Origin of the sequence: Amycolatopsis australiensis, from assembly GCF_900119165.1 — a bacterium.
GTDB classification, from domain to species: Bacteria; Actinomycetota; Actinomycetes; order Mycobacteriales; family Pseudonocardiaceae; genus Amycolatopsis; species Amycolatopsis australiensis.
The window spans coordinates 787,715-810,212 of sequence record NZ_FPJG01000006.1 but is presented as its reverse complement, the minus strand read 5'-3'; the positions used below and the strand labels follow the sequence as shown (position 1 = coordinate 810,212).

Sequence of the window (22,498 nt, the reverse complement as noted above, 5' to 3'; positions counted from 1 at the left end):
CGTATGAACCCCACCGTGACCTCTCGACGAGTGTTCCTCACTGCCTCGGCCGCGCTCGGCCTGGCTTCGGCGGCCGGAGTTCCGGCCGGCGCCGCCGAACTCGGGGACCGCGGGCCCGGCGTCCCCGTCCGGCCGCAACGTCCCGGTCCCGAGCTGCGGGCCCTGCTCCGCCAGGTCGACGAGCGGCGGATCGAGGCGACCGTGCGGCGGCTGGCCGCGTTCGGCACCCGGCACACGCTGTCGGCGCAGGACGACCCGGCGCGCGGCATCGGCGCCGCGCGTGACTGGCTCTTCGCGCAGTTCCAGCAGGTCGCGGCGGCCTCCGGGGGCCGGCTGAGCGTCGAGCTGCAGTCGTACGTCCAGCCGCCCGCCGACCGGATCCCGGTGCCGACGAAGATCACCAACGTCGTCGCGACCCTGCATGGCGCCACCGACCCGGGACGCGTGTACGTCGTCTCCGGGCACTACGACTCGCGCCGCAGCGACGTCATGGACTTCACCGGCGACGCCCCGGGCGCGGACGACGACGCTTCGGGTGTCGCGGTCGCCCTGGAGCTGGCGCGCGTCCTCTCGACCCGGCAGCCGGCCGCGACGATCGTCTTCGCCGCCGTTGCCGGTGAAGAACAGGGCCTCTACGGCGCGCGGCACATGGCGCAGCAGTTCAAGGCCGCCGGCACCGACGTCCAGGCGATGTTCACCGACGACATCGTCGGCTCCAGCCGCGCCGACGACGGCACGCGCGACCCGTTCACCATCCGCCTGTTCGCCGAGGGCGTCCCGACCGCGGAAACGCCGGCCGAGGCGAACCTGCGCCGCAGCATCGGCGGCGAGAACGACTCCCCGCCGCGGCAGCTGGCCCGGTTCGTGAAGTCCGTCGCGGAGAACGACGCGACCGGCATGAACGTCCGGATCATCTACCGCCGCGACCGCTACCTGCGCGGCGGCGACCACATCGGCTTCCTCGAACAGGGCTACCCGGCGGCGCGGTTCACCGAGCCCGCCGAGGACTTCGCCCACCAGCACCAGGACGTCCGCGTGGAGAACGGCGTCCAGTACGGCGACCTGCCGGAGTTCTGCGACTTCCCGTTCATCGCGCGGGTCGCGCGGGTGAACGGCGCCGCGCTGTGGTCACTGGCGACGGCACCGGGCACGCCGAAGGGCGTGAAGATCCGCACGGCGGCGCTGACGAACGACTCGGAGCTGCTCTGGGACGCCACACCGGGCGCCGCGGGCTACGAGGTCCTCTGGCGCGAGACGACGGCCCCGGACTGGACGCACGCGATCGACGTCGGCCCGGCACGGACGGCGAAGATCGACCTGTCCAAGGACAACGTCTTCTTCGGCGTCCGCGCGGTGGGACCCGACGGGCGCCGGAGCCCCGCCGCGTTCCCGGTACCGGTCAGCTAGGCGGCGGCCTGCGTCAGGACCTGCTCGACGACGTGGTGGGACGGCAGGATCAGCTCACGCTCGGTGTCGGCGTCGATCTTGCCTTCGAGGAGGTCGCAGAACCGGTCCAGCTGCGTGGCCAGCGGCTCGCGGGCGGTGACGAGCTCCGGGATCTCGATCACCGTCTGCTGCCGGTAGCCGAGGCCGTCCGGGGTGACGGAGTCGTGGGAGACGTGCCGGTAGATCGTCACGTCCCGGCGCAGCAGGTCGATCTCGATCAGCCGGTCCAGTTCCGACACCACCAGCGAGCGGACCTTGCGCTGGCCCAGCCGCGAGGCCGAAACCGTGGCCAGACCGGTCGGGAACGACAGCACCGTCTCGATCGTGTCCTCGGCGCCCTCGACCGACTGCGGGTGGAAGTAGCCCGCACCCGAGGTGACGCGCGTCGGAGTCGCGCCGCCGAAGAACTGGATCGCCAGGTCGACGTCGTGCACCAGCAAGTCCCACGCGACGCCGGTCTTGATGCGCGGCGCGTACGGGCCGTGGCGGCGCGCCATCAGGTGCACCGGCTCGTTCACCAGTGCGCGCGCGGTCATCACCGCCGGGTTGTAGCGCTCCAGCAGGCCGCACATCAGCGGGACGTCCTTCGACGCCGACAGCGAGACGATCTCCTGCGACTTCTCGAAGCTGTTGCAGACCGGCTTCTCCACCAGCACCGGCTTGCCTTGGCCGAGGATCTCCTGCGCCAGGTCGTAGTGCGCCTCGGTGGCCGACGCGAGCACGACGGCGTCCACATCGGACAGTGAGCCGATCTCCGGCGTCCACTGCGTCTCGTAGCGGTCGGCGACGGCCTTGCCCGCTTCTTCGCGCGGATCGATCACCCGGACCAGGTCGACGCGCTCGTTGGCGGCGAGCACGCGCGCGTGCAGGGAACCCATGTTGCCGGTCCCGACCAGAGCGATCCGATGCGTCATGCGCCCAGTACCTCACGAACGGTCTCGATGATGGTGTCCAGGTCGGACTCGGTCAGGTGCGGGTGCACCGGCAGCGACAGCGCCTGTTCGGCGACCGACTTCGCGACGGGGAAGTCCTCGACGCGCGCGCCAGGGATCAGCTCGTGACCGGCGTAGCAGTCGTAGTCGAAGACGATCTTGGGGTAGTAGATGCCGTTGCCGATGCCGCGCTCGGTCAGCGCCGCGGCCAGCTCGTCGCGCGAGAGGAACGCGTGCGGGCCGACCAGCACGGTGTACTGGTGCCACACGTGCTCGCGGCCCGGCAGCACCTGCGGGACGTCGAGGCCTGGCGTGCCGGCGAGGCCCTCGGAGAGCCGCTTCGCGTTCGCCTGGCGGGCGGCGGTCAGCTGGTCGAGCTTGGCCAGCTGCGGGATGCCGACGGCGGCGTGCAGGTCGGTCATCCGGTAGTTGTGCCCGGCGACCTCGTACTGGTAGCGGGCGCGCATGCCCTGGTTGCGCAGGATGCGCAGCTTGTCGGCCAGCGCGTCGTCGTCCGTCGTGATGACGCCGCCCTCGGCGGTGGTGATGTTCTTCGTCGCGTACAGCGAGAAGCAGCCGATGCCGAACGAGCCGGCCGGCTTGCCCTCGAACGACGCGCCGACGGCCTGCGCCGAGTCTTCGATCACCTGCAGGCCGCGCTCGGCGGCCAGCGGTGCGAGCTTGCCCATGTCCGCGGTCTGGCCGTAGAGGTGCACCGGCATGAGCACCTTGGTGCGGTCGGTGAGAGCGGCCGCCACGGCGTCGGGGTCGATCGCGAAGTCGTCGCGCCGGATGTCGGCGAACCGGACGGTCGCGCCGGCCTCGAGGATCGCGTTGAGCGTCGCGACGAAGGTGAACGGCGAGGTGATGACCTCGTCACCCGGCTTCAGGTCGAGGACCTGGAGGGCGGCGACCAGCGCGGTGGTCCCGTTGTTGACCGCGATCGCGTGCTTCGTCCCGGAGACCGCCGCGAAGGCGTCTTCGAAGCGCTTGACCATCGGTCCCTGTGCGATGGCGCCCGAGCGCAGCACCTCGACGACGAGGTCCTCCGCGTCGCGTACGTCGACCACGGTGATGGGGATCATGGGCAGTCTCTCTCGGCAGGCGATTTCGGCGCGTCCGGTACAGTGAGCCGCCGGTTCTGCGCCCGGCCGCCCTGCAGCAACGCGGGCCACACGTTACCGGGCGCGGCAGCACGCCCAGTACCCAGCCGCCGACGAAACGGACGACCACCCGTGGCCAACCGCATCCACCCGACCGCCGTCATCGGCGAAGGCGTCGAGCTCGGCGAGGACAACGTCATCGGGCCGTTCGCCGTGATCGTCGGGCCCACGCGGATCGGTGACGGCAACTGGATCGGCCCGCACGTGACGATCGGCACGCCCGGCGAGGACCGCAACCGGCCCCACCCGGCCGCCTGGGAGGCCGCGCCGGTGGGTGACCCCGATCACGACGGCCACGGCGTCGTCATCGGCAGCCGCAACCGGATCCGCGAGTACGTGAGCGTCCACCAAGGGACCTGGCGGACGACGACCGTCGGCAGCGACGGCTACTTCCTCCGCAACTCCCACATCGCCCACGACTGCCTGGTCGGCGACGGCGTGACGGTCGCCTCCAACGCCGTCACCGGCGGCCACTGCCACATCTGGGACGGCGCCAACCTTGGCATGGGCGCGATCCTGCACCAGAAGGTCGTGATCGGCCCCGGCGCGATGATCGGGATGGGCTCGGCGGTGCGGCGCGAGATCGGCGCGTTCACGATCGCCGTCGGCAACCCGGCCCGCGTCACCGGCGTGAACGTGGTGGGCCTGTCCCGCCGCGGCCTCGACGAGGCGACGATCGAGGCGCTCGGGCCGTGGCTCAAGGGCAAGGGCGGCCTCCCGGACGTCGCGCTGCCCGGCGACCTCTCTACCTTGGTCAAGGCGTGGGACGCCCGCCCGCGCGAGGAACACTAGGAGTCATGAACATGCCGGATGTCGCCCCCAAGCTGCGCGAGGTCTTCGTCGAGGCGCTGGACCTCGACGGCGACGTGGACGTCGAGAACCTGAAGTACCGCGACATCGAGGCGTGGGACTCGGTCGGCCACATGGCGCTGGTCGCGGCCATCGAGGACGAGTTCGACGTCGAGTTCGACACCGACCAGGTCATCGACATGTCGAGCTTCAAGGTCGCGGTCGACATGGTCACCGAGCTCCAGGCGAAGAATGCCTGATCTGACCGGTCGCGTCGCGCTCGTCACCGGCGGGACGCGGGGGATCGGCCTGGCCACCGTCCGCGCTTTGGTGGCGGCGGGCGCGACGGTGGTGCTCACCGGCCGTGACGAGTCCCGGGCCAAGGAGGCGGCCGCTTCGGCGGGCGCCGCGGCCGGGCTCGCCCTCGACGTCACCGACGCCAAAGCCGTGTCTTCGCTGGTCAGGAGCGTCGCGAAGGAGCACGGCAAGCTCGACATCGTGGTCGCCAACGCGGGGATCATGGAAGACGCGCTGCTCGGGATGATCCGCGAGGAGGCCGTTGACGCGACGCTGAGCACGAACGTCGCCGGCACGCTGCACACCGTCCAGGCCGCGGCCAGGGCGATGATGCGCAAGAAGACCGGCGCGATCGTGGTGCTCGCGTCCATCGTCGGCGAGTACGGAAGCGCTGGTCAGACCGTGTACGCGGCGTCGAAGGCCGCGGTGGCGAACATCGCGAAGTCGGCGGCGAAGGAGCTGGGCCGGTCCGGCATCCGGGTCAACGCGGTCGCGCCGGGCGTGATCGAGACCGACCTGACCGCCGGCCTGAGCGAAGAGGCGAAGGCGGAGAACGCCGCCAAGACGCCGCTCGGCCGCCTCGGCCGGGCGGAAGAAGTGGCGAACGCGATCCGGTTCCTGGTGAGCGACGAGGCGTCGTTCGTCACCGGCCAGGTGCTGGGCATCGACGGAGGCTTGGTGCTGTGACGCTGTTGGGTGCGGGAGCCCGGCTGGTCGATGCGGCCGGGGGCCGCACGCTGGCGGGCGCGGAACTGTCGGCCGAGGTCGGCCGCGCGATGGAGGCGCTGAGCGTGCTGCCGGCCGGCGTCGTGTTCGCCCGGATGTCGATCGACCTGCCGAGCGTGCTGACCTACCTGGGCGCGTTCGAGTCCGGGCGCGCGATCGCGCTGATCGACCCGGCGCTGGACGCCGACGTGCTGGCCGGGCTGGTCGCGCGGTTCCGCCCGGCGGCGGTGCTGGCGGCTTCCGGCGACGCTCCCGACGGGTACGTCACGCGCGGCTCCGACTGGATCCGCTCGAGCGCCGAGGGCGTCCAGCCGCACCCCGACCTCGCCGTCCTGCTCCCGACCAGCGGGTCCACCGGCAACCCGAAGCTCGTCCGGCTCTCGCGCCAGGCGATCCTGGCCAACGCCGACGCCATCGCGCAGGTGCTGCACATCGACTCCGACGAGGTCGCGCCGACCTGCCTCCCGCTGCACTACAGCTACGGCTTGTCCGTGCTGAACTCGCACCTCGTGCGGGACGCGACGATCGTGATCGAGCCGTCCGGCGTGCTCGGCCGCGGGTTCTGGGACGCGGTGAACACCCACGGCGTCACGTCGCTTTCGGGCGTGCCGTACCACTACGAAATGCTGCGGCGGCTCAAGTTCGACCCCGCGAAGTACCCGACGCTGCGGACGCTGACGCAGGCGGGCGGGAAGCTGCGCGACGACCTGGTCGCCGAGTTCAACGACAAGATGCGCGCGGTCGGCGGCCGGATGTACGTCATGTACGGCCAGACCGAGGCGTCGCCGCGGATGACGACGGTGCCCGCCGAGCGGCTGCACGAGAAGATCGGGTCCGCCGGGCCGGCGCTGCCGGGCGGCTCGTTCGCCGTCCGCCGGGACGACGGGTCGGAGACGACGCATCCGAAAATCGTCGGTGAGGTCGTCTACCGTGGGCCCAACGTGATGATGGGCTACGCGGACGACGAGTCCGGGCTGGCCAAGGGTGACGAGTACGGCGGCGTGCTGGCCACCGGTGACCTCGGGTACCTCGACGAAGAGGGGTACCTGTTCATCACCGGGCGGCTCAAGCGCATCGGCAAGGTGTTCGGCAACCGGGTCAGCCTCGACGATCTCGAGCAGGCCGTGCGCACGGCGGCGGTCGGGATCGACGTCGTGGCCGCGGTGCCCGCGGGCGACAAGGTCGTCCTGTTCGCCGAAGGGGCGGACAAGGACATCTGCAAGGACGCGTCGCGGGCGCTGGCCGAGCGGCTGCACCTGCACGCCAGCGGGTTCGACGTCCGCCCGATCGACACCGTGCCGCTGCTGGCCAGCGGCAAGATCGACTACCGGTCATTGGAGGCGAAGGTATGAGCGAGCTCGCGAGTGAATCATTCGGCACAGCGCTCGCCGCTCAGGCCGGACTGAGCGTCAGCGAGGCCGGCGCATGAGCGTGTTCACTCGCTCGCGGGCCGACCGGGAGTCCCTGCTGCTGCCCGAGCTGGCCGCGTTGACGACCCACCATCGGGCGAATTCCGAGGGCTACGACCGGATCCTGTCCTCGCTGGGGATCGCGGCGGACGCGTCGTTCGCCACGATCGCGGACTTGCCGTGGCTGCCGGTGCGGATGTTCAAGACGCACGACCTGAAGTCCATTCCGGACAGTGCGGTCTTCAAGACGCTGACCTCCTCGGGCACCACCGGCGCCGGCGCGTCGCGGATCTACCTGGACAAGGAGGCGGCGGCCGCGCAGACCAAGCAGCTCGGCGCGACGCTGCAGGAGGTCCTCGGCGGCGAGCGGCTGCCGATGCTCATGGTCGACACGATCGGCATCATCAAGAACCGCCGGTCGTTCTCCGCGCGCGGCGCGGGCGTGCTGGGCATGGCGAACTTCGGCCGCAAGCACACGTACGTGCTCGACGAAAACGACAAGCCGGACGTCGAAGCGGTCAAGAAGTTCCTGGCCGAGTACGGCGACAAGCCGTTCCTGATCTTCGGCTTCACGTTCATGGTGTGGCTGTACCTGTACGAGGTCGCGCGGGACAACAACCTGGACCTGTCGAACGGCATCCTCATCCACAGCGGCGGCTGGAAGAAGCTGATCGACCGCGCGGTCGACAACACGGAGTTCCGCCGGCGGTTCAAAGAGGACACCGGCCTGACCCGGATCCACAACTACTACGGGATGATCGAGCAGATCGGCACCGTGTTCCTCGAAGGCCCGTCCGGCAACTCGCTGTACTGCCCGGACTTCGCCGACGTCGTCATCCGCAACCCGGAGACCTGGGAAGAGCAGCCGGTCGGCGAGCCGGGCGTGATCGAGGTCGTCTCGACGCTGCCGCGGTCGTACCCCGGGCACGTGCTGCTGACCGAGGACCTCGGCGTCTGCAACGGCATCGACGACGGCGACTGGCCGGGCAAGCACTTCTCGGTCCTGGGCCGGCTGCCGAAGGCCGAGGCCCGTGGCTGCTCCGACACGTTCTCGGGGGCGGCGGCGTGACGACTCTGACCCAGCGTTTCCCCGCGGGCGACCCGGTTGCGGTCGGCTCACTCGTCGACCAGCTGCGCGCCGAGCCGCCCGGTGGCCGGTTGACGGTCGGCGACCCGCGGATCGTCGAGTTCGTCACGAAGTTCGCGCGCAAGCTGCTGGCGCCGGCGACCGCGCGGCGGTACCCGGAGCTGGCGTCGCTCGGGTTCTTCCTGCGCAAGGGCGAGATCGCCAAGGCGCTGTCCACTCTGGACACGTCCGGGACCGCGTTGCGGTTCCCGCGCGGGCTCGTGTTCCACGTGCCGCCGGCGAACGTCGACACGATCTTCGTCTACTCGTGGGCGCTGTCGGCGCTGGCGGGCAACCACAACGTCGTGCGGGTGTCGTCGCGCTCGGCCGGTGCCGCGGAAGCGGTGCTGGAGGCGCTGAACGCGGCACTGTCCGAAGTGGATGCTTCGACGGCGGCCGCCATCACGGCGACCCAGCGCATGGTGACCTACGACCGCAGCGACGAGGTGAGCGGCGCCCTGTCGCTGGCCGCCGACCTGCGCGTCATCTGGGGCGGGGACGCCTCGGTCGCCGCGCTGCGCCGGTACCCGCTGGCCCCGCACGCGCGTGACCTGACGTTCCCGGACCGCTCGTCGTTCGCCGTAGCGTCGGTGGCGGGCTGGCAGCGGGCGTCTTCGGAAGAACGCCGCGTGGCGGCCGAGGGCTTTTACAACGACTCGTACTGGTTCGACCAGGCCGCCTGCTCGTCACCGCGAGCGGTGTTCTGGGTCGGCGCCGCGGCTGGTGCGCAGGCCGCCGGCCAGGAGTTCCGCACGCTGCTGGCGTCGGTGCTGGCGGCGAAACAGCACGTCACCGAACCGGCGATGGCGGTCCAGAAGCGCGTCTCGGCGTATGGCGCGGCGGCCGACGGGCTGGTCAAGGAGATCGAGTTCCAGGGCAACGGCCTGGCCACGTTGGAGCTGGCCGACCCGGCGGCGCTGCCGCGCGAGTGGCTCGGCGCGGGCACCTTCGCGAACGCGCGGGTGTCCTCGCTGTCCGACCTGGTGCCGATCGTGGTGCGGAAGGACCAGACGGTCAGCCAGTTCGGCTTCACGACCGAGGAGCTCACGGCATTCGCGCGGGAGCTGGCCGGCCGGGGTGTCGACCGGATCGTGCCGTTCGGCTCGGCGCTGACGTTCTCCGCGGTCTGGGACGGTTACGATCTGCTCTCCGAGTTCAGCCGCCTGGTGACGGTGCAGGCCTGAGGAGACGGTCGATGACGACAGTTGAGGACCTGCCGGCGGCGGGGAAGCCGCCGAAGTCCGCCAAGGCGAAGATCCTCGACGTCGTCCGGTGGATCGCGATCCTCCTGGTCGTCGGCTTCGCGGCGAAGCAGCTGGCGGCGAACTGGGGCGAGTTCTGGCACACCCTGCGTGACGTGGCGTGGGAGTCGTCCCTGCTGAGCCTGGTGGCCCTGGTCGCGGCGATCATGGTGTCGACCTGGGGCTGGCAGGTGATGGTCGACGACCTGGGCAAGCCGATCGGCTACGCGCGCGGCGCGCAGATCTGCCTGGTCGGCTCGCTCGGCAAGTACGTCCCGGGCTCGGTCTGGGCGTACCTGCTGCAGATGGAACTGGGCCGCAAGGCGGGCCTGGCGCGCGCGAGGATCTTCACGGGCTCGCTGATCCAGCTGGGCGTCGGCGTGGTGTCGGCACTGGTGGTCTCGCTGCTGGCGGCGCCGGCGGTGTTCAGCAACAGCCCGCGGGCGCTGTGGCTGTTCGTCCTCATCCCGGCCGGCCTGGCGATGCTGCACCCGAAGGTCCTGACCTGGGGCACGTCGCTGGTGCTGCGGATCCTGCGCCGTCCGCCGCTGGAGCACCCGCTGGGCTGGCGCGTGGTGGGCAAGGTCTTCGGCGCCTCCACGGCGGCGTGGTGCCTGCAGGGCGTCCACCTGTGGCTGCTGGCGAACTCGGTGGGCACTCCCGGGTTCAGCGGCTTCGTGCTCTGCGTGGGCGCGATGGCGGTGGCGATGACGGTGGGCACGTTCGCGTTCATCCTCCCGAGCGGAGTGGGCGTCCGCGAGGTGGCCCAGGTGGCGGTCCTGACGGCCAGTGGCCTGACGGTCGGCCAGGCGACCGCGTTCGCGGTGGCGTCCCGGGTGATGTTCACGATCGCGGACCTGCTGACGGCGGGCCTGGCCGCGGTGGCCGCCCGCTCGGCGCGCCCGGCGATCACCCCGGCCTGACGGGCTCAGGAAACGAGCCGGTAGATCACCGCGTCCGGGTTGCGGTACGCCTCCTTCAGGAACGGCTCTCCGGCCAGCCCCACCAACCCCGGCGGGTACGGCTTGCCCGGTTCCGCCGACGGCTTCCCCAAGATCACCCAGTGGATGTTCAACCGCCGCGCGGACCTCGGGATCGGTCTCGTAGTCGCGGAACTTCGCCGCCAGCAGCAGCGCGTCCTTCGGCGGGTACGTCTCGTCGAAGTGCGCGGCCACCGTCCGGACTCCCGACAGGGCATACGTCCACGCCGTTCCGTCGAAGCGGTCGTTCATCGCCCACTCGCCCGGCGCGGCCAGCTTGCCCGGTTCCGCCATCGCCGCCTGCTCGCCCGGGGTGACGCGCAGCTCAGACGGGTCATCCGCCTGGTAGCCCAGGTACACGAGGTCGCCGTTCGAGCGGAAGTACAGGCCGTTCGACAGCACCACGAAACCGAGCAGCACCACCACCGCCACGGCGACCGCCGGGACGCGGGCGGGCAGCCGGTCGCGCAGCCACGCCTGGGTCGACGCCAGGCCATGGGCCGCCAGGACGCACAGCGGGATCGCCGCCATCGAGAAGAACCGGTACGGGCCGTCCCACCAGGGCCGCGCCAACGCCATCACGAGCGGGTCGTCCGACGACGACGCCACCGCGATGTACGCCAGGCCCGTGACGGCCGCCGTCAGGCCGATCCAGCGCATCGCCCCCGCCCGCGCGAAGAAGACGATCCCAGGAACAACGCCACCGACAGCCACACCTGTGGATGCGCTTCGTAGTGCTGGAAGCCCAGCAGCGCGCCGAACGCCGTGGTCGCGCGCCACTCGCTCGGCCAGCCGTAGTACCGCAGGCTGCCCGTGGCCAGGCCCGGCGCCCCGAACAGCTCCAGCCACGCCACCAGCAGCGAAACCACCGCGATCGCCAGCAGCGCCAGCAGGTCCCGGCCGATCCGCCTAACGCCGCAACGCCACCGGCGCCACCGCGGTCAGCGTCACCCCGAGCGCGAACGGCAGCAGCGGCCCGCGGTCCATCGACTCGTACACGCCCATCACCGGCGCCACCGCGGTCAGCGCCACCGCGCCCGCCAGCACCGCGCGCCCGCGGAACTCGCGCCCCAGCGTCACCAGGGACAACGCCGGCAATCCCGGCAGCAGCACGGTGTTCGCGCGTCGCCGTACCAGTTCACGTGGCCCGTGCCGAACAGGCTGCGGTCGCCGGTGTCGGCGATGTAGCGGACGGCGTTGCCGTGGTAGACGGCGTCGAACCCCTGCGGCAGCGCGCCGATGCGGCCGAGGCCGCGCAACGTCGCGTAGCACCCGGCCGCCGCTGCGAACAGCAGGCACGCCACCACCGCGAGGTGCCCGCGACGCGCCCACAACCCCGGCTCCGGTTCCGGTGGCCGGCGGCGCACAGCCGGTTTCCGGACGCCGTAGGCGATCGCGGTGAACACGACGGTCGAGACCGCATACGTCAGCGGCGTGAACGACCAGCCGGCCGCCGCAGCCCACGGCCCGGTCAGGCCGCCGATGGCGTAGCTCAGCAACGGGGCCGTTCCGGCCAGTGCCCAGCCGCGCAAACCCGCGGCCAGTCCCGTCAGGAGGCCCGGGACGGCGATGACGACAACGGGACGCAGACGAAAAGCACGGTGGCGAGGAAGCCGACAGTGATCGGCCGGGTGCTCCGGGGTGAGCAGTCCGATCGGGACGGTCGGCGAATATCTCTTCGCCATACCCAATCGGGTTATATTGGCGGGTGCGTTTCCCTGCTTGACTGGCGCCGGCGGGGCGATCTTCAGAGGGGGCCGGGTGGTTTACGCGGTCGTGGTGGCGTGGCTGGTCCTCGCCGCGATCGTGGTGCTGACCTGGGCACGCCTCGACACCGACCGCGGCTGGCGCGGCTTCGTGCTCGCCCTGACGCTCGGCCTTTCGCTGCTGCACCAGCTGTTGTTCGCGGCCGTCACCGAGGACGCGTTCGTTTCGTTCCGCTTTGCGCAGAACATCGCCGACGGCAACGGTCCGGTGTTCAATCCCGGCGAACGCGTCGAGGGCTACACGAACTTCCTCTGGCTGGTGCTGATCGCGCTTCCGCGGGCCGCGTTCGGCGCCGACGTGCAAACGGTGGCCGTCTTCTTCAGCGTCGTTTCCGCGCTCGGTTGCGTGGTCCTTTCCGCCTTTCTGGTGAATCGCATCGTCACGGGAACCGGCGCCGAACCGCGGCCGGCCATCGGCGTCGCCGCGGCGGTGCTCACCGCGAGCGCCGGCGGCCTCGCCGTCTACGGACCGTCGGGCTCCGAGACGCCGCTGTTCGTGCTCCTCGTCCTCGGCGTCGGTTACGCGCTCGCGGCCCGCCGCCCGGTGGTCGCCGGGGTGCTCGTCGCGTTCGCCGTGATGACCAGCCCGGAAGGCCTGGTCGTCGCCGCGCTGGGCGCGTTGTGGCTGGCCGGCGCCGCCCTCCGGAAGAAGCACAGCTGGTGGGCGCCGGCGGGTTACCTGCTGGGCGCGCTGGTCTTCCTGGTGCCCCGGCTGGCCTGGCGGATGACGTTCTACCAGCACTATCTCCCCGCGCCGCTGGCCGCGAAGCTCGGTGGGGCACCCGGTTCGCAGCTGGCCACCGGCTGGCCGTACCTGTCCGGCTTCGCCTTGGCACACCAGGGTTTCCTGCTGCTCGGTTTGGTCGCCGTAATCGCGCTACTGCTGCGCCGCACCGCGGCCACCGAGCCGCGCGCGTTGATCTGGCTGCTGTTCGCGACGGCCGTCGGCGTCGCCGCGGCCGCGGTGCTGATCGGCGGCGACACCGGCCCGGCATGGCGGTTGCTGGCCCCGGTGCCGCCGCTGCTCGCCGTCGCGGCCTGCGCGACGTACGGCGTGCTCACCGCCGAGGCGGCCGGGAAGCCGTCACCGCGGCCGAAGGCGTGGCCCGCCGCGACGCGGCTGGTCCCGGTGACCGCCTGCGGGCTCGCCGGCATCGCGGTGCTCGTCTCGGTGTTCAGCCCGGAGATGCTCGACCGCGTCCGCGACTGGCGCACGCACGGGACCGAGCTGGCCGAGATCGGCGGCTGGCTCGGCCGGTACCTGCCGCCCGGGTCGGTGGTCAGCGCGGCCGCGCCCGGCGCGCTCGCCGCCCACGGCGGCCAGCTGCTCATCGTCGACGTCCTGGGCCGCACGGACGACCACATCGCCCGCGAAGGACGGCACGACGGCGGCGTCGCGACGGACTACGACTACGTCGTCAACGGCCGCCGTCCGACCGTCGCCGTGCCGTCCGACGGCGGGTACGCCGACCGCCAGCGCTGCGCGATCGACCCGGTCTACGCGGGCAAGTACGAGGTTGCGACGTTCCGCCGCGTCGGCACGCCGTACTGGGTGTCGGTGTACCCGCGCGCGGAACAGGCGAAGTCCGTGGTCACCGACCTCGACAAGGGCCCGGACTTCCGCTACGTACCCTGTCCTTCGTGAAGCTCGAGGCCCCGAACCGGCAGCTGGGCACCGAAGCCCGGCTCGGGATCGGGGTCTTCGCCGCGTCGCTCGCCCTGTTCGTGGCGCGGTTCCTGGTGCCGCGCCCGATCGCGATGTCGAACAACGGCGACGGCGGCCGCGTGCTCTGCGGCGCCGGGATCACCTGGAAGGGCTTGCCCGAGCCGTTCGTCCACCTCGCCTACACGCCGTCGCCGGGCGTTCCGCCGTGCCGGCCGACGTACCTGCTCACGCAGAGCTGGCTCGCCGAGCTGGCCGTCCGCGTCGGCGGGCTGATCGGCCTGCACGGGACCCTCAGCCTGGTCATCCTCGGCCTGCTGAGCAGCGTCATCGCCGCGGCGGCGGTCACCGCGATCGTCCTGGGCCTGCCGTACCGGCGCCGGACGCGGCTCTTCGTCGCGGCCGGGCTGCTGCTGGTCGTCGCCGACTCGGCGTTCTTCGGCTACTTCGCCGCGATCCTCGGCGAAGGGGCCGCGTTCCTCGGCCTGCTGCTGGTCACCGGCGGGCTGCTGCTCACCGCGCGCGAAGGCCGCTGGAGCTACTCGGGCATGGCGGTGACGTTCGCCGGCGGCGTCCTGGCGGCCAACGCCAAGGTCCAGACGCTGATCGTCCTCCCGATCCTCGCGGTCGCGGTGCTCCTCGCCCGGCCAGGCACGCTGCGCGGACTGCGCCGGTGGGCGGCGGCGGTGCTGGTCATCGGGGCCGTCGGAGCCGTCACGCTCTACGCGCAGCAGAGCGTCGAACCTGCTCTCGCTCCCGACGGCACGTACGCGGAGCTGCCGGGCGACGACTCGCGGGAGATCAACATGGTCAATTCGATCTTCCTGAACATCGTCGACGGCCACCACGACACCCAGGCCGACCTCGCCGAGCTGGGCCTGCCGCCGTCGTTCGCGCAGTACGCGGGCAACGGCTGGTGGCACCCGCACCCGGCCCGGATCGACCCGCTCTACCCGCGCTACCGCGACCGGATGGCCCGCGCGAACGTCATCGCGTACTTCGCGAACCACCCGGCCCGCACGCTGGAGGTGCTGAACCGCGCGGCGACCGACCAGCTGACCGCCCGCCCAGGCTACCTCGGCAGCTTCGACGAGGACGCCGGCTTCGCCCCGCACGCGCAGGAGTACCGGGTGCCGGTCGCGTCGTGGCTGACCGGCCTGCTCGCCCCGCTGGGCCTGTTCGCGCTGGTGCCGATCTGGCTGTTCGTGCTGGTCAGGGCCTGGACCCAGCGTCGCGGTCCGCTGGGCGTGGTGCTGGCGTTCCTGCTCACGGTTTCGGTGACGCAGTTCGGCACGGCCGCCCTCGGCGACGGCATCGAGGGCGTCAAGCACCAGTCGATCGCGCTGTTCGCGCTCCTGCTGGCCGTCGTACTGGCGTTTCCGCTCCGGAACCGGGACGCCGTTCAGCCGGCGTGAGCTTCGCCCGGTTTGTGTTCTTCGACGCGGAACCGCCCACCCGAACCTACGGTTCCGTAACCTGGTCCGATGGCCGACCTCGTGTACCCGCCCGTGATCGCGGCGGCCCGGACCATGTTCCGGGTACTGGACAACCGCATCCGGGTCGAGGGTGCGGAACACATCCCGCGCCGCGGTGGTGCCGTCATCGCCTGCAACCACGTGAGCTACCTCGACTTCATCTTCTGCGGCCTGGGCGCGCGTCCGGCGAAGCGGCTGACGCGGTTCATGGCGAAGAAGGAGATCTTCGAGAACAAGATCGCCGGGCCGCTGATGCGGGGCATGCACCACATCCCCGTCGACCGCGCCGCCGGGCTGGCGTCCTACCGGGCCGCCGTGGAGAAGCTGCGGGCCGGCGAGGTCGTCGGTGTCTTCCCGGAGGCCACGATCAGCCAGTCGTTCACCGTCAAGGACATCAAGTCCGGCGCGATCCGGATGGCCGCGGCGGCGGGCGTGCCGGTCGTGCCGATGGCCCTGTGGGGCACTCAGCGGCTCTGGACGAAAGGCCGCCCGAAGGACCTGACCCGGCGGCACGTGCCGATCTCGATCCTCATCGGTGAGCCCATGCACCCGGCCAAGGGTGACGACTGGGACGCCGTCACGAAGGAGCTGCGCGCCCGGATGAGCGCGCTGCTCGACCGCGCCCAGGCCGAGTACCCCGAGCAGCCGGCGTCCGACGAGGAACGCTGGTGGCTGCCCGCGCACCTGGGCGGTACGGCGCCGACGCCGGCCGAAGCCGCGGAGCTCGACCGCCGCTAGAACCAGCGTTCGAGCACCTGCGCGACGCCGTCGTCGCCGGCCGGGCCGGTGACCTCGTCGGCGACCGCGAGCACCGCCCGGTGCCCGTTCTCCATCGCGACGCCGTGGCCGGCCCAGCGCAGCATCTCGACGTCGTTGGGCATGTCGCCGAAGGCGATCACCCGCTCGGCGTCGACGTCCAGCCGCTCGGCGACGTCGGCGAGGCCGGTCGCCTTCGTGATCCCGTGCGCGGACAGCTCCACCAGGCCGCCCGACGACGAGTACGTGACGTCGACCTCGTGCTCGAACAGCGCGTTCACCGCGTCGGACATCTCCTCCGACGACATCCCGCGGTGGCTGACCAGCAGTTTGATCGCGGGGTGGCCGAGCACCTCGGCGCGCGGGCCGACGCGGCCCTCGCCGTCGCCCCACGGGTTGTGGTAGTCCGGCTCGATCACGAAGCTGCGCATCTCGTGGTCGGCGCCGGTGCTGACGCGCTCGGCCGCCAGCCGGCAGCCGGGAAGCGCCTTGTCGAGCGCGTGCGCGATGTCGTGGAGCAGCTCCGGCCGCAGCAGGCCGTGCACCGCGACGACCTCCTCGCGACCGCAGTCGTACAGGACGGCACCGTTCGCGCACACCGCGAACCCGGTCAGCTCGAGCGGCTTGGCCACCGGTGCGATCCAGCGCGGCGGACGCCCGCTGGCCAGCACGAACGGCACCCCCGCCGCGATCGCCCGGCGGACGGTGGCGATGGTGCGGCCGGTGAGGGATTCGGAGGGGCCGAGCAGGGTGCCGTCGACGTCGGACGCGATCAACTGGGGTCTCTCCACCCCGCCATTGTCCCTGACACGTTCGGGGGAGGCGTTCCCCGTCCGTGCGACTGTCGGTGGTTGCCAGTACGGTCCGGCAGTGTGCGAGTAGGCATCGTCATTCTTCCGGAAGATCGTTGGTGGGCCGCCGAGCCGAAGTGGCGGGCCGCCGAGGAGTACGGCTTCGACCACGCCTGGACCTACGACCACCTGGGCTGGCGGAACCTCGTCGACGGCCCGTGGTTCTCCGCGATCCCGACCCTCACCGCGGCGGCGATGGTGACGTCCCGCATCCGGCTGGGCACGTTCGTGGCGTCCCCGGTCGCCCGGCACCCGGTGCCGTTCATGCGCGAGCTGAACACCCTCGACGACGTCTCCGACGGACGGCTCGTGCTCGGCGTCGGCGCGGGCGTCGACCACCAGCACTACGACGGCGCGGTGCTCGGCGCGCCGGAGCTGACGGCGAAGCAGCGCGCCGACCGGTTCGCCGAGTTCGTCGAGGCGCTCGACGGGCTGCTCATGACGGACAAGTTCGACTTCGACGGCGAGTACTACCGGGCCCGCGAGGCCCGCAACCTGCCCGGCCCGGTCCAGCGCCCCCGGCTGCCGTTCGTGGTCGCGGCCAACGGGCCGCGCACGATGACGCTGGCGGCGCGGTTCGGCGCGGGCTGGGTGACGACGGGCAAGGGCGGCGCGACGGAAGACGAGTGGTGGCGGGGCATCGCGGAGCTGGTCGAGGTGTTCGACCGGCGGCTCGACGCGGCCGGCCGCGAACGGGCGAGCATCCAGCGGCACCTGAGCCTGGACGCGTCGCCGGTGTTCTCGCTGAGCAGCGTGGAGGCGTTCCGTGACGCCGTCGGTCGCGCGCGCGAGCTGGGCTTCACCGACGTGATCTCGCACTGGCCGCGGTCGTCGTCGCCGTACGAAGGCCGCGAAGCCGTCCTCGAGCAGGTGGCGAGCGACGTCCTGCCGGAGCTGCGCTAGGCCGAACGGGTGACATCCGGGTACGCGGGAAACCGAATCCGGCCCGCCGGGCGTCGTTCTCTGCAGACGTCCGAGATCACCCCGGGGGTGCGGGAGCCCTCGTGGCCGCGGTAGGGGCGCCGCGGCCACGAGGGCGTCACTTCACGATCCGGTAGATGACCGCACCCGGGTTCCGGTAGATCTCCTGGACGAAGTCGCGCCCGTCCAGGTGCTGCAGCCCGCGCGCGATCGGCGTGTCCCGCCGGATCGTGCCGCTGCCGACCAGCACGTAGTGGATGTTCAGCCGCCGCACGGCCGCCCGGGCTTCCGGGTCGCTGTCGTAGTCGGCGAAGTGCTGGGCCAGGTAAAGCGCGTCCGGGGGAGCGACACCCGCGTCGTAGTGGCCGGCCACCGGGTGCACGCCGGTCAGCGCGTACATCCAGGCCGTGCCGTCCATGCGGTCGTTGAGCACCTTCTGGTCGGCCGGGATGCCCAGCGTGCCGAGGTGCTCCATCGCGTCGATCTCGTCCTTGCTGACCGGCGGGACGACCTCGCCCGGCAGGCCGTTGTAGTAGAGCAGCGACACGGTCTTGGCGTTGGCCGCGCGGTAGAACCCGCCGGTCAGCACGCCCATCGCCACGACCAGCAGCACGGCCGACGCGAGTCCGACGCGGCCGGTCAGCCACGGCCGGGCCCGCACCCACGCGCGCCCGCTCGCGACCTTCGCCAGCCACCGCTGGGCCTCGCTCATCCCGTGCGCGGCGAGCAGGCACATCGGGATCGCGGCCAGCGCCATCAGCCGGAACCGGTCGTTCCACCAGGGCCGCGACAGCGCGATCACCCAGTCTTCGCCGCCGAAGCACGCGACGAGCACGAACAGCGCGGAGAGCCCGAGTGCCGAGAGCACCAGCCAGCGCATCCGGCGCAACGCGACCAGCGTCAGCACGCCGATGGCGAGGAACACGGTGAGCCAGATCTGCGGCACCGGCAGCACCTGCTTGAACGTCGCGAGCATCGCCAGCGCCTTCCACACCGGCATGTGCGAGCCCCAGGCGTGGTACGGGTACGACCCCGACGTGAAGCCGATCGCGCCGAGGATCATCGGCGCGGCGAGCAGCCCGGCCGCCACCATCACCGGCACCACCCGCAGGACGTCGCCGCCGATGACCCGCCGCGCACGCTTGCCTTCGGGCACGCCGTCGACGCGGCGGCCGCGCAGCGCCCGGTACCAGCGCTGGACGACCAGCGGGAACGCGAAGAGGATCGCCCCGAACAGCGCGCTCGAGTGGGCGGCGAGCAGGCCGGTGGCGCTCAGCGCCAGCACCGCGCCGGTGTCGACGCCCGGCCGCACGACGAACCGCTGCAGCGCGACGGCCGCCAGCGGCGTCAGCACGATGCCGAGCGCGAAGGGCAGCAGCCCGCTCGACACCGATTCGTACGCCCCGGTCGTCGCGCCGCCCGCGACCAGCGCCGCGCTGCCGGCGAAGACCGCGCGGCCGCCGAGCTGGCGCACCAGCGCGGCCATGGCCAGCGCGAACAGCCCGGCGATCGGCATCGTGACGGCGTTCAGCGTGACCGGGATCGACGTCCCGGACAGCTGGTAGACCAGCGCGCCGACCAGGTGGTAGGCGTTCGGGTAGAAGGAGCCGTCCGGGTACCAGTTGATGGTGCCCATGCCGGTCAGCGAGCCGTCGCCGGTCTCGGCGATGTAGCGGATGCCGTTCGCGTGGAAGACGGTGTCCCAGCGCTGGAACACCGCGGTCGTCCCGCCGCGGCCGGTGACCACCACGGCGATCGAGACGCCGACGGCGATCGCGACGCACGTCCCCACGGCCAGGTGCGCCCGCCGCGTCCACGGCAGCGCGGGCTCCTCGGCGCCCGGGGTGAGCGAGCCACGCACGGTGAAGAGTCGTCGCATGCCGTAAAGCACGGCGGCGAGCAGCAGCGTGCACGCGGCGACGCTGAGCGGGCCGTACGGCACGTGCGCGATCGCCAGCCACGGCCCGGCCAGGCCGGTCACGGCGTAGCTGAGCAGCGGCGCGAGCCCGGCCAGCGCCCAGCCGCGCAGGCCGGCGGCCCAGCCGGCGAGCCCGCCGGGGACCGCCAGCACGGCCAGGTAGGTCGCCACCGCGCCGAAGTAGCTCCAGAAGTCCTCGGGTGCAGGCACTGCTTTCCAGGTGTGTCGTAAGCCGAAATGTGATAGTCGGGTGCAGGCCGGGTTGCCGACCCCCGTACCCTCGACGCCCGTGAGCGCGCACACGAACCCCGCACAGATTACTGAAGACGATTTCGCAGGTTACGACCTCGTCGTCGTCGGGTCCGGTTTCTTCGGCCTGACCGTCGCCGAACGGGCCGCGGCCGAACTGGGCAAGAAGGTCCTCGTCCTCGAGCGTCGCAGCCACATCGGCGGCAACGCCTACTCCGAGCCCGACCCGGAGACCGGCATCGAGGTGCACAAGTACGGGGCCCACCTGTTCCACACGTCGAACAAGCGCGTGTGGGAGTACGTGAACCGCTTCACCGAGTTCACGAACTACCAGCACCGGGTGTTCGGCAAGTACCAGGGCCAGGTCTACCCCCTGCCGATGAACCTCGCGCTGATCAACCAGTTCTTCGGCAAGTCGCACACCCCGGACGAGGCCCGCGAGCTCATCGCCAAGCAGGCGTCGGAGTTCCAGACGGACGCCGCGCAGAACCTCGAGGAGAAGGCGATCTCGCTGATCGGCCGTCCCCTGTACGAGGCGTTCATCCGCGGTTACACCGCGAAGCAGTGGGAGAACGACCCCAAGAACCTCGGCGCCAACATCATCACGCGCCTGCCGGTCCGCTACACGTTCGACAACCGGTACTTCAACGACACCTACGAGGGCCTGCCCGTCAACGGGTACACCGCGTGGCTCGAGAAGATGGCCGAGCACGAGAACATCGAGATCCGGCTGAACGTCGACTACTTCGACGTGCGCGAGCACATCCCGGCGGGCACCCCGACCGTCTACACCGGGCCGCTGGACCGCTACTTCGGCTACTCGGCGGGCCGGTTCACCTGGCGCACCGTCGACTTCGAGTCCGAAGTCGCCCAGACCGGCGACTACCAGGGCACCTCGGTCGTCAACTACAACGACGAAGAAGTGCCCTACACCCGGATCATCGAGTTCCGCCACTTCCACCCGGAGCGGGACTACCCGAAGGACAAGACGGTCATCTTCCGCGAGTACTCCCGCTTCGCGAACGAGAACGACGAGCCGTACTACCCGATCAACACGCCGGAGAACCGCGAGAAGCTCGAGCGCTACCGCGAGCTGGCCAAGGCCGAGGCGCGCGAGAAGAACGTGATCTTCGGCGGCCGCCTGGGCACGTACAAGTACCTCGACATGCACATGGCCATCGGGTCGGCGCTGTCGGTGTTCGACAACAAGATCGCCCCGCACCTGACCGACGGCGCGCCGCTGGACGGGTCCCTCGATGCTTGAGAAGGGCAGCCCGGCAGGCGAAGTGGCTGTTCTCGCGAAGGCCCAGGCCTTTCTGAAGAGTGAAGCTTCGGTGAAGGCTGCGCGCGGCATGTCGCACTTCGGTGAACACGCGCTGGGCTGGTTCGGCCTGGGCCTGCTCGGCGCCGTCGTGGACAAGAAGCGGCGCAAGGACTGGCTGGTCGCGTCGGCGGGGGTCGTCGGCGCGCACGCCGCCTCGATCGCGGTGAAACGCGTGGTCAGGCGGCCGCGGCCGGACCACCCGAGCGTCGAGGTCCTGGTCGGCACGCCGAGCAGGCTGAGCTTCCCGTCTTCGCACGCGACGTCCACGACGGCGGCGGCGGTGCTCTACTCCGGATTGACCGGGCGTAACCTGGTGCCCGCCCTGGTACCGCCGATGCTGGCTTCGAGGCTCGTGCTCGGCGTTCACTATCCGACAGACGTTCTGGCCGGTGCGGCCCTCGGGGGGCTGGTCGGCGGTCTGATACGACGGAAGCTGAAGAAGAACCCATGAGCGAGACGACCGAGGAACGCACCAGCGAGGAAGCGGCCGTGACGCCGGAGACGCCGTCGCGCGGCCCGTTCGGCCTGGTCGGCGGCGTCATCAAGACGGCGCGGCCGCGGCAGTGGGTGAAGAACGTCCTGGTCTTCGCGGCCCCGTTCTTCGCCTTCTCGAAGTCGACCGACCGCACCGGTCTCCTGATCGACGCGATCATCGCCTTCGTGGCCTTCTCGCTGACCGCCAGCTCGGTCTACCTCATCAACGACGCCATCGACGTCGAGGCCGACCGGGCCCACCCGACCAAGCGCAACCGGCCGATCGCGGCCGGCATCGTGCCGGTCCCCGTCGCGTACGGGGCCGCGGTCGTGTTCTTCCTGGCCGGCCTCGGCGTGTCGTTCACCGCCAACTGGCACCTGGCCATCGTGCTGGGGGTCTACGAGGCCGTCCAGCTGGGCTACTGCTTCGGCCTGAAGCACCAGCCGGTGGTCGACCTGGCGATCGTCGGCTCGGGCTTCCTGATGCGCTCGATCGCCGGCGGCGTCGCGGCGGGCATCGCGCTTTCGCAGTGGTTCCTGCTGGTCACGGCGTTCGGCTCGCTGTTCATGGTGGCGGGCAAGCGCTACGCGGAGATCATGCTGTTCGAGCGCACGGGCGCGAAGATCCGCTCGTCGCTGAAGAAGTATTCGGCCAGCTACCTGCGGTTCGTCTGGGCGACGTCGGCGGCGATCCTGATCATGTCGTACTGCCTGTGGGCGTTCGAGATCCGCCAGAGCGAGCACAACTCGGTGTGGGCGGTCATCTCGATGGTCCCGTTCGTGGTGGCGGTCCTGCGCTACGCGGTCGACGTCGACGGCGGCAACGCGGGCGAGCCGGAGGAGATCGCGCTCAAGGACCGCGTGCTGCAGGTGCTGGGCGCGACCTGGGTGGTCACGCTGTTCCTGTCGTTCTATCTGTGAACTCATGGCGGGCGGACAGCTGGGATTCAGGTTCCGCACAGCTGACCGGCGCACCCTGAGGCGGTGGGGGC

General features: G+C 71.2%; 23 protein-coding genes and 1 pseudogene. 15 read left to right on the top strand and 9 right to left on the bottom strand.

Features of this window, described 5'->3' with window-relative positions:
- Positions 1-15 precede the first annotated feature (15 nt).
- Positions 16-1,407 carry a M20/M25/M40 family metallo-hydrolase gene (locus BT341_RS05095; protein ID WP_143168482.1) on the top strand — a complete coding sequence of 464 codons (1,392 nt, stop codon included), beginning with the start codon at positions 16-18 and terminating at the stop codon, positions 1,405-1,407.
- Here the strand turns inward: BT341_RS05095 and BT341_RS05090 are convergent.
- Complete coding sequence (locus tag BT341_RS05090; protein WP_072475154.1) at positions 1,404-2,360, bottom strand: Gfo/Idh/MocA family protein; 957 nt, start codon at positions 2,358-2,360, stop codon at positions 1,404-1,406. The genes BT341_RS05095 and BT341_RS05090 overlap by 4 nt on opposite strands.
- Positions 2,357-3,463: a DegT/DnrJ/EryC1/StrS family aminotransferase gene (locus tag BT341_RS05085; RefSeq protein ID WP_072475153.1), complete on the bottom strand. Its 1,107-nt coding sequence runs from the start codon at positions 3,461-3,463 to the stop codon at positions 2,357-2,359. The genes BT341_RS05090 and BT341_RS05085 overlap by 4 nt, the downstream gene beginning before the upstream one ends.
- A 150-nt stretch (positions 3,464-3,613) precedes the next feature.
- Between BT341_RS05085 and BT341_RS05080 the strand changes: the two genes are divergently transcribed.
- From BT341_RS05080 to BT341_RS05050, 7 genes are all read left to right on the top strand, one after another.
- Positions 3,614-4,333: an acyl-ACP--UDP-N-acetylglucosamine O-acyltransferase family protein gene (locus tag BT341_RS05080; RefSeq protein ID WP_072475152.1), complete on the top strand. Its 720-nt coding sequence runs from the start codon at positions 3,614-3,616 to the stop codon at positions 4,331-4,333.
- Positions 4,334-4,344: 11 nt separating this feature from the next.
- Complete coding sequence (locus tag BT341_RS05075) at positions 4,345-4,590, top strand: acyl carrier protein (RefSeq protein ID WP_072481789.1); 246 nt, start codon at positions 4,345-4,347, stop codon at positions 4,588-4,590.
- A complete protein-coding gene (locus tag BT341_RS05070) occupies positions 4,583-5,314 on the top strand; it encodes an SDR family NAD(P)-dependent oxidoreductase (protein ID WP_072475151.1) in 732 nt (243 codons plus the stop codon). The genes BT341_RS05075 and BT341_RS05070 overlap by 8 nt, the downstream gene beginning before the upstream one ends.
- On the top strand, positions 5,311-6,705 hold the full coding sequence (locus BT341_RS05065; RefSeq protein ID WP_072475150.1) for an AMP-binding protein: 1,395 nt from the start codon (positions 5,311-5,313) through the stop codon (positions 6,703-6,705). The genes BT341_RS05070 and BT341_RS05065 overlap by 4 nt, the downstream gene beginning before the upstream one ends.
- A 73-nt stretch (positions 6,706-6,778) precedes the next feature.
- Entirely contained in the window at positions 6,779-7,831 is a 1,053-nt protein-coding gene (locus tag BT341_RS05060; protein WP_072475149.1) for a LuxE/PaaK family acyltransferase, read from the top strand.
- Positions 7,828-9,072 carry an acyl-CoA reductase gene (locus tag BT341_RS05055; RefSeq protein WP_072475148.1) on the top strand — a complete coding sequence of 415 codons (1,245 nt, stop codon included), beginning with the start codon at positions 7,828-7,830 and terminating at the stop codon, positions 9,070-9,072. The genes BT341_RS05060 and BT341_RS05055 overlap by 4 nt, the downstream gene beginning before the upstream one ends.
- An 11-nt stretch (positions 9,073-9,083) precedes the next feature.
- Positions 9,084-10,052, top strand: a complete 969-nt coding sequence (locus BT341_RS05050; RefSeq protein WP_072475147.1) for a lysylphosphatidylglycerol synthase transmembrane domain-containing protein — start codon at positions 9,084-9,086, stop codon at positions 10,050-10,052.
- A 5-nt stretch (positions 10,053-10,057) separates the two neighbouring features.
- On the opposite strand, the gene BT341_RS47250 is transcribed toward BT341_RS05050, so the two are convergent.
- The 5 genes and pseudogenes from BT341_RS47250 to BT341_RS05035 form a co-directional block, all read right to left on the bottom strand.
- Positions 10,058-10,189, bottom strand: a complete 132-nt coding sequence (locus tag BT341_RS47250; protein ID WP_281255966.1) for a hypothetical protein — start codon at positions 10,187-10,189, stop codon at positions 10,058-10,060.
- Positions 10,190-10,259: 70 nt separating this feature from the next.
- Positions 10,260-10,769: pseudogene (locus BT341_RS47605) on the bottom strand (DUF6541 family protein); the annotation flags it as partial.
- Positions 10,751-10,978 carry a hypothetical protein gene (locus BT341_RS45180; protein WP_072475146.1) on the bottom strand — a complete coding sequence of 76 codons (228 nt, stop codon included), beginning with the start codon at positions 10,976-10,978 and terminating at the stop codon, positions 10,751-10,753. The pseudogene BT341_RS47605 and the gene BT341_RS45180, both read right to left, overlap by 19 nt.
- Before the next feature lie 40 nt (positions 10,979-11,018).
- Entirely contained in the window at positions 11,019-11,189 is a 171-nt protein-coding gene (locus BT341_RS45175) for a hypothetical protein (protein WP_177328744.1), read from the bottom strand.
- Positions 11,186-11,794 (bottom strand): DUF6541 family protein, encoded by a 609-nt coding sequence (locus BT341_RS05035; RefSeq protein WP_245804886.1) that lies wholly within the window; start codon positions 11,792-11,794, stop codon positions 11,186-11,188. The genes BT341_RS45175 and BT341_RS05035 overlap by 4 nt, the downstream gene beginning before the upstream one ends.
- Positions 11,795-11,870: 76 nt before the next feature.
- On the opposite strand from BT341_RS05035, the gene BT341_RS05030 reads away from it, so the two are divergent.
- The 3 genes from BT341_RS05030 (at position 11,871) to BT341_RS05020 (ending at position 15,751) form a co-directional block, all read left to right on the top strand.
- Positions 11,871-13,520, top strand: coding sequence for a DUF2339 domain-containing protein (locus tag BT341_RS05030; protein WP_072475145.1), 1,650 nt, complete (start codon positions 11,871-11,873; stop codon positions 13,518-13,520).
- Positions 13,517-14,953, top strand: a complete 1,437-nt coding sequence (gene wsfD / locus BT341_RS05025) for a glycan biosynthesis hexose transferase WsfD (RefSeq protein WP_072475144.1) — start codon at positions 13,517-13,519, stop codon at positions 14,951-14,953. Before BT341_RS05030 ends, wsfD begins: the two co-directional genes overlap by 4 nt.
- 69 nt (positions 14,954-15,022) lie before the next feature.
- The gene (locus BT341_RS05020) at positions 15,023-15,751 is read left to right on the top strand and encodes a lysophospholipid acyltransferase family protein (RefSeq protein WP_072475143.1); all 729 of its coding nucleotides are present in this window, start codon (positions 15,023-15,025) and stop codon (positions 15,749-15,751) included.
- On the opposite strand, the gene BT341_RS05015 is transcribed toward BT341_RS05020, so the two are convergent.
- On the bottom strand, positions 15,748-16,545 hold the full coding sequence (locus BT341_RS05015; protein ID WP_072475142.1) for a Cof-type HAD-IIB family hydrolase: 798 nt from the start codon (positions 16,543-16,545) through the stop codon (positions 15,748-15,750). The genes BT341_RS05020 and BT341_RS05015 overlap by 4 nt on opposite strands.
- 96 nt (positions 16,546-16,641) lie before the next feature.
- On the opposite strand from BT341_RS05015, the gene BT341_RS05010 reads away from it, so the two are divergent.
- A complete protein-coding gene (locus tag BT341_RS05010; RefSeq protein WP_072475141.1) occupies positions 16,642-17,523 on the top strand; it encodes an LLM class flavin-dependent oxidoreductase in 882 nt (293 codons plus the stop codon).
- Between the two features lie 136 nt (positions 17,524-17,659).
- Here BT341_RS05010 and BT341_RS05005 read toward each other — a convergent pair whose 3' ends face one another.
- On the bottom strand, positions 17,660-19,669 hold the full coding sequence (locus tag BT341_RS05005; protein WP_072475140.1) for a DUF6541 family protein: 2,010 nt from the start codon (positions 19,667-19,669) through the stop codon (positions 17,660-17,662).
- 79 nt (positions 19,670-19,748) lie between these two features.
- Here BT341_RS05005 and glf point away from each other — a divergent pair, with 79 nt between their 5' ends.
- Genes glf through BT341_RS04990 form a run of 3 tightly spaced genes read left to right on the top strand, consistent with a single transcriptional unit; the run spans position 19,749 to position 22,427 of the window.
- A complete protein-coding gene (gene glf / locus BT341_RS05000; RefSeq protein WP_072475139.1) occupies positions 19,749-20,972 on the top strand; it encodes a UDP-galactopyranose mutase in 1,224 nt (407 codons plus the stop codon).
- Positions 20,965-21,483, top strand: a complete 519-nt coding sequence (locus BT341_RS04995) for a phosphatase PAP2 family protein (protein WP_072475138.1) — start codon at positions 20,965-20,967, stop codon at positions 21,481-21,483. Before glf ends, BT341_RS04995 begins: the two co-directional genes overlap by 8 nt.
- On the top strand, positions 21,480-22,427 hold the full coding sequence (locus BT341_RS04990) for a decaprenyl-phosphate phosphoribosyltransferase (RefSeq protein WP_072475137.1): 948 nt from the start codon (positions 21,480-21,482) through the stop codon (positions 22,425-22,427). The genes BT341_RS04995 and BT341_RS04990 overlap by 4 nt, the downstream gene beginning before the upstream one ends.
- The last annotated feature ends 71 nt before the right edge of the window (positions 22,428-22,498 follow it).

Coding starts and splice junctions, on each gene's coding strand:
- BT341_RS05090 (WP_072475154.1), bottom strand. CDS start 2,360: ATGACGCATCGGATCGCTCTGGTCGGGACCGGCAACATGGGTTCCCTG.
- BT341_RS05085 (WP_072475153.1), bottom strand. CDS start 3,463: ATGATCCCCATCACCGTGGTCGACGTACGCGACGCGGAGGACCTCGTC.
- BT341_RS05075 (WP_072481789.1), top strand. CDS start 4,345: ATGCCGGATGTCGCCCCCAAGCTGCGCGAGGTCTTCGTCGAGGCGCTG.
- BT341_RS05070 (WP_072475151.1), top strand. CDS start 4,583: ATGCCTGATCTGACCGGTCGCGTCGCGCTCGTCACCGGCGGGACGCGG.
- BT341_RS05060 (WP_072475149.1), top strand. CDS start 6,779: ATGAGCGTGTTCACTCGCTCGCGGGCCGACCGGGAGTCCCTGCTGCTG.
- BT341_RS05050 (WP_072475147.1), top strand. CDS start 9,084: ATGACGACAGTTGAGGACCTGCCGGCGGCGGGGAAGCCGCCGAAGTCC.
- BT341_RS05035 (WP_245804886.1), bottom strand. CDS start 11,794: ATGGCGAAGAGATATTCGCCGACCGTCCCGATCGGACTGCTCACCCCG.
- BT341_RS05020 (WP_072475143.1), top strand. CDS start 15,023: ATGGCCGACCTCGTGTACCCGCCCGTGATCGCGGCGGCCCGGACCATG.
- BT341_RS04995 (WP_072475138.1), top strand. CDS start 20,965: ATGCTTGAGAAGGGCAGCCCGGCAGGCGAAGTGGCTGTTCTCGCGAAG.
- BT341_RS04990 (WP_072475137.1), top strand. CDS start 21,480: ATGAGCGAGACGACCGAGGAACGCACCAGCGAGGAAGCGGCCGTGACG.